The organism is Roseovarius sp. 217, from assembly GCF_000152845.1.
Classification (GTDB): domain Bacteria; phylum Pseudomonadota; class Alphaproteobacteria; order Rhodobacterales; family Rhodobacteraceae; genus Roseovarius.
On sequence record NZ_CH902584.1, the window covers coordinates 162,830 to 175,237 of the forward strand.

11 protein-coding genes are annotated in these 12,408 nt (G+C 62.5%); 3 read left to right on the plus strand and 8 right to left on the minus strand.

The window, feature by feature from the left end; all coding sequences use genetic code 11:
- Nucleotides 1-33: 33 nt before the first annotated feature.
- Nucleotides 34-918, minus strand: coding sequence for a cytochrome c oxidase subunit II (gene coxB, locus ROS217_RS00885; protein ID WP_040650270.1), 885 nt, complete (start codon nucleotides 916-918; stop codon nucleotides 34-36).
- A 200-nt stretch (nucleotides 919-1,118) separates the two neighbouring features.
- Here coxB and tldD point away from each other — a divergent pair, with 200 nt between their 5' ends.
- A complete protein-coding gene (tldD, locus tag ROS217_RS00890; protein ID WP_009815743.1) occupies nucleotides 1,119-2,540 on the plus strand; it encodes a metalloprotease TldD in 1,422 nt (473 codons plus the stop codon).
- Nucleotides 2,541-2,558: 18 nt separating this feature from the next.
- On the opposite strand, the gene ROS217_RS00895 is transcribed toward tldD, so the two are convergent.
- The 7 genes from ROS217_RS00895 to kdpF form a co-directional block, all read right to left on the minus strand.
- Nucleotides 2,559-3,104: a YaeQ family protein gene (locus ROS217_RS00895; protein WP_009815744.1), complete on the minus strand. Its 546-nt coding sequence runs from the start codon at nucleotides 3,102-3,104 to the stop codon at nucleotides 2,559-2,561.
- Between the two features lie 297 nt (nucleotides 3,105-3,401).
- Nucleotides 3,402-4,106, minus strand: a complete 705-nt coding sequence (locus ROS217_RS00900; RefSeq protein WP_009815745.1) for a response regulator — start codon at nucleotides 4,104-4,106, stop codon at nucleotides 3,402-3,404.
- Nucleotides 4,103-6,757 (minus strand): sensor histidine kinase, encoded by a 2,655-nt coding sequence (locus tag ROS217_RS00905; protein WP_009815746.1) that lies wholly within the window; start codon nucleotides 6,755-6,757, stop codon nucleotides 4,103-4,105. The genes ROS217_RS00900 and ROS217_RS00905 overlap by 4 nt, the downstream gene beginning before the upstream one ends.
- A 9-nt stretch (nucleotides 6,758-6,766) precedes the next feature.
- A complete protein-coding gene (locus ROS217_RS00910) occupies nucleotides 6,767-7,339 on the minus strand; it encodes a potassium-transporting ATPase subunit C (RefSeq protein ID WP_009815747.1) in 573 nt (190 codons plus the stop codon).
- Between the two features lie 23 nt (nucleotides 7,340-7,362).
- Entirely contained in the window at nucleotides 7,363-9,024 is a 1,662-nt protein-coding gene (gene kdpA / locus ROS217_RS00915) for a potassium-transporting ATPase subunit KdpA (RefSeq protein ID WP_009815748.1), read from the minus strand.
- A gap of 97 nt (nucleotides 9,025-9,121) precedes the next feature.
- Nucleotides 9,122-11,134, minus strand: a complete 2,013-nt coding sequence (gene kdpB / locus ROS217_RS00925) for a potassium-transporting ATPase subunit KdpB (protein ID WP_009815750.1) — start codon at nucleotides 11,132-11,134, stop codon at nucleotides 9,122-9,124.
- Between the two features lie 9 nt (nucleotides 11,135-11,143).
- Entirely contained in the window at nucleotides 11,144-11,233 is a 90-nt protein-coding gene (gene kdpF / locus ROS217_RS23300; protein ID WP_009815751.1) for a K(+)-transporting ATPase subunit F, read from the minus strand.
- 305 nt (nucleotides 11,234-11,538) lie between these two features.
- Between kdpF and ROS217_RS00930 the strand changes: the two genes are divergently transcribed.
- Nucleotides 11,539-11,880 carry an ArsR/SmtB family transcription factor gene (locus ROS217_RS00930; RefSeq protein ID WP_009815753.1) on the plus strand — a complete coding sequence of 114 codons (342 nt, stop codon included), beginning with the start codon at nucleotides 11,539-11,541 and terminating at the stop codon, nucleotides 11,878-11,880.
- The gene (locus ROS217_RS00935; RefSeq protein WP_009815754.1) at nucleotides 11,877-12,344 is read left to right on the plus strand and encodes an SRPBCC family protein; all 468 of its coding nucleotides are present in this window, start codon (nucleotides 11,877-11,879) and stop codon (nucleotides 12,342-12,344) included. Before ROS217_RS00930 ends, ROS217_RS00935 begins: the two co-directional genes overlap by 4 nt.
- Nucleotides 12,345-12,408 lie beyond the last annotated feature (64 nt).

Consider the following 12,408-nt stretch of genomic DNA (forward strand, 5'->3'; position numbering starts at 1 on the left):
TAGGGTGCGCGGGGACCGCGCACCGCTCTCGTCTTAGTCAGCCTGCGCCACGTCAACGCTGCGCGGCGTTCCGGCATATTCCTCGATTGCCCCATCCAGCCACTCGGCATAGGCCTCTTCGCTCACCACTTTGACGGTGATTGGCATATAGGCATGCGCCTGACCGCAGAGTTCCGAACACTGACCGAAATAGATGCCCTCCTTCTCGGCCTTGAACCAGAGCTGCGCCAGACGTCCCGGCACCGCATCCTGCTTCACGCCAAAGGCGGGCATGGCCCAGCTGTGGATCACATCGGCCCCGGTCACGGTCATGACCACGGTCTTGCCAATCGGAACGACAACAGAGGTATCGGTCGCCAGCAGAAACTCATCCTTGCTGAACCCGGCCTCGACCAATTGCGCCTCGACCTCGGGGCTCATCCGGTTCTCGCCGCCCGTCGCCGGTGCGCCGATCATATAGCTGTCAAAGGCGAAATCGTGGTCGGTGTATTCATAGCCCCAGTACCACTGATAACCCGTGACCTTGATGTTGATCTCACCCTCAGGGATCTCTTGCTGCTTGAACAGGATCGGCAGCGAGAACGCGCCGATGAACACAAGGATCACAATCGGGATGATCGTCCAAGCGATTTCGACCGGCGAATTATGGGTAAAGGTCGCCGGATTCGCATTCGCCCGCCGACTGTACCGCACCGCAACAATCGCGAGCAGCGCAGTCACGAACAGCACGATGGCGATGATGATGACGTTGATCGTTCCGTCCAGCCATTGCAAATCCCGCGCAAGCTCGGTCGCCGCTGGCTGAAAGCCCATCTTGCCCTGCACAGGTTTCCCTACGATCTCGAGGCCCTCTTGAGCCATGGCAGGAAGGGTGAAGAAGGCGGTCAGAGCCGCCGTAAGGCTGGAAGTTAGTCGCATTTTACACCCTGATCGGTTGAAGCGGTTCATGTCTTTTTGCGAGGGACACCCCGCCACCGGGCGGAATCCCATTGTCTCGGTGTCGTCTAAAACCATATTCTGCCTGAAACGACAAGAAAGACCATTGCGGCAAACGGACGCTTTTTTGATTTAAATCAAATTTAGGCCCGTCCGAGACCGCGCCGCAGAGAAAGAACCCAATGACCGACACATCTTTTCGTCCCTTCGAGACCCTGCTCGACCGCGCAACCGCCCTTTCGCGCCTGCGCGATGCCACCGAGGGCGCCGACGATGGCGAGCTTTTTCTCGAACGCCGCCGCGCCGAGGGGCTGATGTTCGACGATGGCCGGGTCAAGACAGCCTCCTATGACGCCTCCGAGGGCTTTGGCCTGCGCGCGGTGCGTGGCGAGGTCACGGGCTATGCCCATTCCTCAGAGGTGACCGACGCGGCCCTCAAGCGCGCGGTGGAAACGGCACGGCTCGCGGTGGGCGCGGGCGGCGGCACGCTTGCCGACGGTCCCTTGCGCACGAATCGCCGCCTCTACACCGATGCCGACCCCATCGCCGGGGCCAGCTTTCCGGTCAAGCTCGACACCCTGCGCGAGATGGATGCCTTTGCCCGCGATCTCGACCCCCGCGTCGTGCAGGTCACAGCCTCGATCGCCGCCTCCCTGCAAGAGGTGGTGATCCTGCGCCCCGATGGCACCGAGGTCAGCGATACGCGCCCCATGACCCGCGTCAATGTGTCGGTGATTGTCGAACAGAATGGCCGCCGCGAGAATGGCAGCGCCGGTGGAGGCGGGCGCGTCGGGCTGGACGGTCTTCTTGACCCCGCCGACTGGCAGGCCAAGACCCGCGAGGCGCTGCGCGTGGCGTTGGTCAATCTCAGGGCCGAACCGGCCCCTGCGGGCATGATGGATGTGGTGCTTGGCCCCGGCTGGCCCGGCATTTTGCTGCACGAGGCCATCGGTCACGGGCTTGAGGGCGATTTCAACCGCAAGGGCTCTTCCGCCTTTGCCGGTCTCATGGGCCAGCGCATTGCCGCCCCCGGTGTCACCGTGCTCGACGACGGCACCATCCCCGACCGGCGCGGCTCGATCACCATCGACGACGAAGGCACGCCCTCAGGCCGCAATGTGCTGATCGAGGATGGCATTCTGGTGGGCTATATGCAGGACCGTCAGAACGCCCGCCTGATGGGTGTCGCCCCCACCGGCAACGGACGCCGCGAGAGCTATGCCCATGCCCCAATGCCGCGCATGACCAACACCTATATGATGGGCGGGGAGGCCACGCCGGATGATCTGGTGGCCGAGTTGAAGGACGGCATCTATGCCGTGGGCTTTGGCGGCGGTCAGGTCGATATCACCAACGGCAAATTCGTCTTTTCCTGCACCGAGGCCTACCGCGTCAAAGACGGCAAGGTGGGTGCGCCGGTCAAGGGCGCTACCCTGATCGGCGATGGCGCAACTGCGCTCCAGCAGATCCGCGGCTTGGGCAATGACATGGCGCTTGATCCCGGCATGGGCAATTGCGGTAAACAGGGCCAATGGGTGCCGGTGGGCGTCGGCCAGCCGACGGTGCTGATCGGCGGGCTGACGGTGGGCGGCTCGGCGACGTAGCGCCCGGGCGGCCGTGACTTACGCCGCAGTCTTCCAGTTCAGCGGCGTCACATAAACGACACTGTCCCCAACACTGACCATCACATCGCCGTCCTGAATATTGATCTGAAGCTTCATCGCGCGGCTTGCCAGTTTTGCCAGGTCGCCGGTGTCCTTCTCGGAAAAACTTATCACCTGAAGATTGTCAAAACGGGTGGTGCTGTTCTTGACCTTGTCCCACCACATCTCGGCTGTCCTGCCGCCATAGGGATAGACAATCACCTTGGCGGCTTTGCTACAGGATTGACGCATCACCTTTTCGCTGGGAAGCCCAAGGGCCACCCACACATCGAGCTCGCCGCTGAGGCTTTTCTGCCATATGTCCGGCTCGTCATCCGTTGATAGGCCCTTGGTCATTTCCAAATGCTCATGGGCATTCAGCGCAAACGCAACGATGCGCACCATAAGCCGCTCCTCGGTCTCCGAGGGATGCTTGGCAATGGTCAGTTTATGGGTCTCATAATAGTGACGATCCATGTCAGAGACCGATAACTCAACTTTATAGATGGTGGCATTCTGCGCCATGACGTGTCCCAAATCTTCAAAGATTGGGATGCCTACTGCGTCTGGTGCGTGTTTGAAAGCAGATAAGACCACCATTGCAGTCCCACAGGCTGAATTGACCATCCCGCATCGCTTCACTGCCGCTACAGTTGAAAAACCTGCGGTGGATCTTTCAGGATAAAAGACCCTTTGGTCACCGACTGCTGGCGTTGCTATATCTGCATGCCGACCGGTCTGGGCCTGAAACTGCCTGATCGTGACGGCACCTTGCCAAACGCGGAGCAGTCATTGGACGGTCAGAGACGTCGTGCGGCGGCTTTACGTGGGTGCAGGCACAGCACCGCCGGGATCATGGAACCGATACCCGACACCGGGCTCGTTCTGGATGAGAACCGGGCTTGACGGATCCTGCTCAAGCTTCTTTCGCAACGACCGCACCGTGACCCGGAGATATTCGACGTGGTCGGTATGCGCCTGCCCCCAGACCTCTCGCAGCAGATGGGTATGGGTGAGAACCTTGCCGGGATGGCTGGCAAGCGCCGCCAGAAGCGTGAACTCCTTGGGGGTCAACTTTACCTCGATGCCCGCCTTAGACACGGCATGTGCGTCGAGATCGACCTGCACCGGCCCGACGGTCAATTTGCGCAGGCGGCCCATCGTTTGATCCGTCCGACGCAGGCAGGACCGGATGCGCGCCAGCAATTCCTCGCTGTCGAACGGTTTGGTGACATAGTCATCCGCGCCAAGGTCGAGAGCCGCGACTTTCTCAACCGACGCATCACGGGCGGTCAATACAATGATCGGCACGCCTTGTTCGCGGAACGCGCCGATCAGCTCGAGCCCGTCGCGGTCAGGCAGACCGAGATCAAGCAGAACGAGTTGAGGCAGGGGCGTCCTGAGCGCAGCAAGCGCGGCCTTGGCACACTCGGCCTCGACGGTTGCATAGCCGCTGCGCTCCAGCGCGACGCGCAGAAGACGCCGGATTGGCATTTCATCATCGACGATCAGGACTGGCCCGGTCATGCGATATCCTCCAGTGAAACCTGTATGATTGCGGTCGACGGGATGCGGATCGTGAAGCGCGATCCGCCCCCCTGACGCCGCGCCGCTTCGACGGTAAAGCCCATCGCTGCGGCGAACCCCTTGACGATGGCAAGGCCCAGCCCCGAGCCGCCGGTGCGATCCGATGTCTCGCCGCGCGCAAAGCGGTCAAAGATCCGCTGTTCGCTGCCCTGTGGAATGCCGGGCCCGCTGTCGAGCACGTCGATCACCGGCCCGCGCCGGCCCATCCGCGCGATGATCTCGATCGGTGCGTCCTGCGGCGAATACTTGGCCGCGTTGTCGACCAGATTGAGCAAGGCATGGTTGAGGAGAACCGCGTCGGCCCGCACCAGTGGCAGGTTCGGGTCGATCGAGGTCAGCACCTTTCGCCCAGTCAGGCTTTTGCTCAGGTCGCCCAGCGCAGAGGCGATCACATCGGTCAGATCCGTGGGCACAAGATCAGGCGTGACCGCGCCTTCCTCGATCCGGGTCAGGTCCAGCAGGTCCGACAGAAAGCGATTCAGCCTGCGCGCCTCGCTGCGCACCGTCTCGACCAATTCGGCCTCATCGCCTGTTGCCGAAAGCGCCTCGGCCGCTGCCGTCACGGCGGTGAGCGGAGTGCGCAGGTCATGGCTGAGCGAGGCGAGCAAGGCCGCGCGCAGGTTGTCGCGCTGACGGACCACCTCCATATCGCGCATGTCGGCCTCCAGCTTCAGGCGCTCATGGGCAAGAGCGGCCTGATCAATCAGGCTTTCGGCCAGCGCCGCACGCTCGGTCGGGATGGGATCACGGCCATGTGGCCCACGAAACCCAAGGACCGCCAGGGTCCCGAGCGAGGTCTTGAGCGGGCGGAACTGCCACGCGCTGGCGGTGAGGGTATTGGTGCCGATGCCAGCCTCCTCGCCATGATCCATCACCCATTCCGCCGCAGCGCGGTCCACCGGGCTCAGCTGTGGCTTTGTCTGACCAAAAGCCGATATCGTCACGCCGTCGGCGGAGGGGTGCAGCACGATGGTCTGCACCGCCAGCAAGGATCGCAATTCATCGCGGATGAGCTGCGCTGTCTCTTGCGTATTGCTTGCGGCCCCGAGCCGTGTGGCGAACCGGGCAAGGCCCGCATTCTCACGAGCGCTGCGCATGGCAAGAGCGGCGGCAGCGCGGGCGCGTGCCGCAAGCTGCCCGGTGATGATCGCGACGACCACGAGCAAGACAGCCGTGATGATATTCGCAGGTCCGTAGATGATGACGGTGTAGAACGGTGGAAGGAAGAAGAAGTTATAGGCGATCCCGGCAGCAATCGCGGCGATCAGACCGGCGCGAAATCCGTAAAGACTGGCGCTGACGATCACCGGCAACAGATAGAGAAGGTCAATCGGACCGCGACTGATCCAGCCCTGCGCCAGAAAGGCGGCCAGCGTCAACGCAGCGACCGATCCGATGGCCACGGCATCTCCGGTCCAGCTTCCGCGCGGCACAAAATTCCGCCAGTCTCGCCCGCGCACCTGCTCGTCAAAGGGGATGACGTGGATGGCGACGCCGGTTGTCCGGTCGAGGATATCCTGAACGATCGGATCGCGCCGTCTCCACCAACCACCCTGTCGACGCGATTTCCCCAAGACAAGCTGCGTGGCGCTCACGTCCCTGCAATGCGCCAGAATGGCATCCTGAACAGAGGTTGCAGGCACCGATTGCAACGTGGCCCCGAGCGACGCCGCCAGCGACAGATTTCCAGCCAGTTGTGTTTTCTCGGCGTCACCGAACCGCTCCGCCGACGGTGTCTCGACATAGAGCGCGATGAGCGGTGCCTTGAGTGCATCAGCGAGACGCTTTGCGGCGCGGATCACCTGCTCGCCCCCTGCCTCCTGAGAGATCGCGACAAGGATGCGCTGTCCGCCGGCATAGCCGATATCCTTGCCGGTGACGCTCTTGTGTTCCTGAATGCGCGCTTCGACATATTGCGCGGCATGGCGCAGCGCGAGTTCGCGCAACGCGAGCAGGTTGCCCTTGGAAAAGAAGTGATCGAGCGCGTGGCGCGCCTGGTCGGGCACATAGACCTTGCCATCGCCCAGACGCGATATGAGATCCTCTGGCGGCAGGTCGATCAGCTCGATTTCAGCCTCCTCGAACACCTTGTCCGGCACGGTTTCGCGGACCCGGACATGGGTAAAGCTGCCAACCACGTCATTGAGGCTTTCGACATGCTGGATGTTCACCGTGGTCATCACGTCGATGCCCGCAGCGCGCAACTCTTCGATATCCTGCCACCGCTTGGGGTGTCGGCTTCCCGGCGCATTGGTGTGGGCCAGTTCGTCAACGAGAACAATCTTGGGTCGCCGCTCCAGCACCGCATCGAGGTCCATCTCTGTCAGGGTCTGGCCCTTGTAGTCGATCTTTCTGCGGGGAATGACCGGCAACGGGGCAACCAGCGCCTCGGTCTCGTCGCGGCCATGGGTCTCGACCAGGCCGATGACGACATCGGCACCAGCCTCGATTTTTTCCGCCCCTTCAAGGAGCATTTCGTAGGTTTTCCCGACGCCGGGGGCGGCGCCAAGAAAGATCTTGAGCGTGCCACGCCCCTCGCGTTGTGCTTCGCGCAGCAGGGCATCGGGCGAGGGGCGAGCGTCATCTGTCATGGGGCCGTTTTACTCCGTGTCGGACGAACGTGCCAGTTCAGCATCGAGCGCGATGTTCAGCTCCAGCACATTGACGATGCGGTCTGGCGTGAATGCCCCACCTGGCCGTTCTGCCAGCCGGTCGATGATCGCCCGGACAGCAGCCGGTGCCACATCACGCGCCGCCGCGACGCGGGGCGCCTGAAAAAGCGCGCCCGCACGCGAAATATGCGGATCAAGCCCCGCACCCGAGGCCGTCACCAGATCGGCTGGGATCGGGGTGGTATTTCCGCCATAGGCCGCGATCAGCGCCCTCGCACGCTCTGCCAAGAGCGGATTGGCAGGCGACAGGTTCGATCCGCCCGCGCCGGCCGCGTCATACGCCACCGCAGAGGGTCGCGGCCAGACATAGCCCGGCGCGGTGAAGCCCTGCGCGATCAGGCGGCTGCCCCGCGCGGTGCCGTCGTCGCCCAGGATAAGCGAGCCGTTGGCGGTGGCCGGTGTGACGACTTGCGCAAAGCCGAGGATCACGGCGGTATAGCCTGCGACGCAGATCGCCATGGTCGCTGCTGTGACACGAAGGCCTGAAATGATGTCGTTCATTGGTCTGTCTCCTTTGACGCGGCTCAGGGCCGCGCGAAATGTTCGGCAATCGGCCCAAGCGCCGCCGCCGGAAGAAAGGTGAGTGCGCCAAAGATCACAATGGTGATCCCCAGCATGATGCCGAAGGTCGCATCCTCGACCCCGAGCGTGCCCACACTTTCCGCCGCGCGGCGCTTGGTCATCAGGCTGCCAACAATGGCGAGCGTCAGGATGATGGGCAGGAACCGCCCGAGCAGCATCACGACGCCCGTGGCGATGTTCCAGGCCCAGGTGCCATCCCCCAACCCCTCAAAGCCAGAGCCGTTATTGGCCGCCGCCGAGGTGAACTCGTAGAGGATCTCCGAGAAACCGTGCGCGCCCGTCTCCTGCACCGTGGATTGGCCCAGCGACGTTGCGGCAAAGAGCGCCGTGCCGCCGAGGATCAGGACGGCGTGCGCGAAGAGTGCCAGAACGGCGAGCCGCACCTCCTTGGCCTCAATCCTGTGACCGAGATATTCCGGCGTGCGCCCCACCATCATCCCCGCGACAAAGACCGCGACGACGATGTAGAGGAACATGTTGATCATGCCCACGCCGACGCCGCCAAAGGTCGCGTTGAGCCACATGCCCGCCATCGGCATCAGCCCGGTCAGCGGATTGAGGCTGTCATGCATCGCACCGACTGACCCGTTCGAGGTGGACGTGGTCAGCACCGCCCAGAGCGGCCCGCCCGTGGCCCCAAAGCGTAGTTCCTTGCCTTCAAGGTTGCCGACATCCGCGGCGACGGGCAAGTCGGCAAAGGCCGGGGTTGGCGCAGTCTCAAAGCTGACCGAGCCAGTGATCTTGACCAGGATGAACAGCGTCATCACCGCAAAGATGACAGCCGCGTGTTTCCTCCGGCCCAGAATCCCGCCGAACATCCAGACACAGGCCATCGGGATCAGCATGATGGCGATCATCGCCAGCCCGTTGGTCCAGAAACTCGGGTTTTCCAGCGGATGCGTGGCGTTGGGCCCAAAGAAGCCGCCGCCATTGGTGCCCAGTTGCTTGATCGTCAAAAACGCCGCGACCGGGCCACGCGCGATGGTCTGTGTCACCCCTTCGAGCGTGGTGATCACCGCCGAGCCCTGCAAAGTCATCGGCACGCCCATCAGCACCATCAGCACCGCCACGACCAGCGCCACGGGCAGCAGCACAAGAAAGCTCGCGCGCTGCACGTCGACCAGAAAGTTGCCAAGCGTCGCGCGGCCCGCAATGCCACGGGCCAACGCGGCCAGCGCCGCGATGCCGGTCGCCGCCGATACGAATTGCAGCCACATCAGTCCGGCAAGCTGGCTCAGATAGCTCATCGAGACCTCGCCCGAATAATGCTGCAGGTTGGTGTTGGTGGTAAAGGAAGCCGCCGTGTTGAACACCAGCGTCGGATCGAGACTGCCCTTGCCATCGGGGTTCAGCGGCAGCCAGTGTTGCAGCGCGAGGATCGCGAAGGTCACCGTAAACATGATCGCATTGAAGATCAGCATCGCCACGAGATAGCGTTTCCAGCCCTGCTCCTCGCAGGTCCCGCCGATCCGGGCAAAGAGAGTGGTCCAGCGCGTGGCCCCGCCAGAGGCGGGATCCATTGCCAGTTTCATCCAGGCACCCAGCGGCAACGACAGCAGCGCCGTGCCACCAATGACAAGCCCTATGACACGCACATGGTCCATGGGGTCACTCCTTGAAAAGCCGGGTCACGATGCCGATCAGGGCGGCAAAAATCAGAATCCCGATTGCATAGGTGAGAAAGATCATCTGCGTCCTCCGTCACGAGAGGCCGAGGCCGGACACGACCATATCGATCAGCTTGATCCCGACAAAGGGCGCGATCAGGCCGCCAAGCCCGTAGAGGCCAAGATTGCGGATAAGTTGCCGGGCCGCGCTCTGCGGTCGATAGGTCACGCCGCGCAGCGCCAGCGGCACCAACAACGGGATGATGACGGCGTTGAAGATGATCGCCGACAGGATCGCGCTTTGCGGGCTGGCAAGCCCCATGACGTTGAGCGCATCCAGACCCGGATAAAGCACCACGAAAATCGCCGGAAGGATGGCGAAATACTTGGCCACGTCATTCGAGATCGAAAAGGTGGTCAGCGCGCCGCGCGTCATCAAAAGCTGCTTGCCGATGCCCACCACCTCGATCAGCTTTGTCGGGTTGTTGTCGAGATCGACCATGTTGCCGGCCTCGCGCGCGGCCTGCGTGCCGGTGTTCATCGCAACACCCACATCGGCCTGCGCAAGCGCCGGCGCGTCGTTGGTGCCGTCCCCGCACATGGCGACCAGCTTGCCCTCGGCCTGTTCCTTGCGGATCAGCTCCAGCTTGTCCTCGGGCGTTGCCTCGGCCAGAAAGTCATCAACCCCGGACTCGGCCGCGATGGCCGCCGCCGTCAGCGGATTGTCCCCGGTGATCATCACCGTGCGGATGCCCATGCGGCGCAATTCGGCAAAGCGCTCCTTGATGCCTGCCTTGACGATATCCGACAGGTTGATCGCCCCCAGCAGGCGGTTGCCATCGGCCACGGCCAGCGGCGTGCCGCCCGCCCGTGCGATCCGTTCGGTTAGGCTGCGCATCTGCGTGACAGCGCTTTGGTCAAAGTCATGTAGGTTCAGGATCGCGTCCACCGCGCCTTTGCGGATCTTGCGCTCGCCAATATCGATCCCGCTGACCCGTGTCTGTGCCGAGAAGCTCACCCTTTCGGCAGCGTTGGGGGCCGCCTCACCCTTGCCCGCCAGTTCGATGATCGACCGGCCCTCGGGGGTTTCATCCCCCAGCGACGACAGCCGCGCCGCCTCGATCAGGTCGCCCTCCTGCACGCCCGACAGTGGCAAAAACTCGGTCGCCTGCCGATCACCCAGCGTGATCGTCCCGGTCTTGTCGAGCAGCAGCGTGTCAATGTCGCCCGCCGCCTCGACCGCGCGGCCAGACTTGGCCAAGACGTTAAAGCGGATCAGCCGGTCCATGCCCGCGATACCGATCGCCGACAGCAACGCAGAGATTGTCGTGGGGATCAGCGCCACGAAAAGCGCCACAAGGACCGGCACCGGGATGGCGCCCCCCGCATAGGCGGCAAAGGCAGGCAGCGTGCCGACCGCAATGAGAAAGATCAGCGTAAGCCCCGTGAGCAGCACCGTCAGCGCGACCTCGTTCGGTGTCTTGGCGCGGCTCGCGCCTTCGACAAGGCTGATCATCCGGTCGAGGAATCCCTCGCCCGGCTCTGCCGTCACCTTGACCTTGATCCAGTCCGAGATCACGCGCGTGCCCGCCGTGACCGCAGACCGGTCGCCACCCGCCTCGCGGATCACCGGCGCGGATTCCCCGGTGATCGCCGCCTCGTTGACCCACGCGACGCCCTCGATGACCTCGCCGTCCGCCGGGATCTGATCGCCGGTCTCAACCAGCACGATGTCACCGGCGCGCAGATCGCTGGCTGATACGCGCTTTTGGATGTCGCCCTTGAGGCGCTTGCCTTTCAGTTCCGCCTTGGTCGACCGCAATGAGGCCGCCTGCGCCTTGCCGCGCCCTTCTGCCAGCGCCTCGGCGAAGGTGCCGAAGAGCACCGTCAGCCAGAGCCAGAAGACGATCTGTGCCTCGAAACCCGCATCGCCACCAAAGGCCAGCGTGCGGATCAGCAGTATCGTCGCCAACAGGGCGACAACGGCTGTGGTGAACATCACCGGGTTGCGGATCAACTGGCGCGGATCGAGCTTGACGACGCTCTCGCGCATCGCCGGACCGACAAGGCCGGATGAAAAGATCGACGTGTTGTGGTGAAGGGCCATGCTGCGCCCTCAGAACCGTTCGGGCCGCAAGAGCACAGCCAGCAGATAAACGAGAAGCGCTGCGGCAATGATGCCACCGAGCACGAGATCGAAGCCCATGTCTCAATCCTCCAGATACCATTTCGTTTCTGATATCTGCGCCGGATGGGCATAAAGCCGCCATGTGAAGTTCACGCAGAACTCATAAAGTGAGCATAAAAATCACTTGTAATCAGAGGTTTGAAAATGCGCCCGCGCGCCCATTTGCGTGAGAAACAGCGCCCCAAAGGCCGCTCGGTCGAGGGCTCCGAGGATGTGTCGGACATCATGTGGCGCGGTGCGGTCGATGTTTGGCAACGCACCTGATACTTAGGTTTATGGCTAAGTTTTATTGACGGCCCTCACCCATGATGTTACTTAGGAACATGTCTAAGTATGAACCCAGCCTTGATCTCTGCTTTTCGGCGCTTGGCGATCCAACGCGACGCATGATCCTTCAGCGTCTAGCACGGGGCGAGGCCTCCGTCAGCGCGTTGGCTGCAGGGCATGATATGGCGCTGCCGTCTGTCATGGAACACCTGAAAAAACTCGAAGCGGCCAATCTTATCACCTCAAGGAAAAAAGGGCGGACACGGATCTGTGCGCTGTCCCCGGAGGCATTCACACCAGCCCAAAATTGGCTGAGCGCACAGAGTGCGATCTGGGAAGGGCGTCTCGACCGCTTTGACGATTACATCACGACTCTCATGCAGGAGAAAGAGACATGACCCTCGATCCCAAGACCGACCTGACATTCACGCGCACGATCAACGCACCACGGGCCCTGCTTTGGGAGTGCTGGACAACGCCGGAGCATATCAAGAATTTCTTTGTGCCAAGACCGCATGTTATCGAGGCATGCGAGATCGACCTGAGGGTTGGAGGCAAATTCAACACGACAATGAATGTCGACGGCCACCGGATGGAGAACGTGGGCGTTTTTCTGGACGTGGTCGACGGCGAACGATTGGTGTTCACAGACACCTATAGTGAAGGATGGAAGCCCGCACCCGATCCCTTTATGACGGCGATCGTCGAGTTTGCCGATGATGGAAAGGGTGGAACCACATACACGGCCACGGCGCGCCATCGGTCATCCGAAGCGCGGCAGAGCCACGAGGATATGGGTTTCTATGAGGGCTGGGGAACAGTGGCAACACAGCTTGAGGCCTACGCGCAATCGCTCAAGTGACGCTCGTTTGCTCTGCACGAGGGGGGTCAGGGTCCTGACCATTGACGCAGGCGTCAGGTCACGC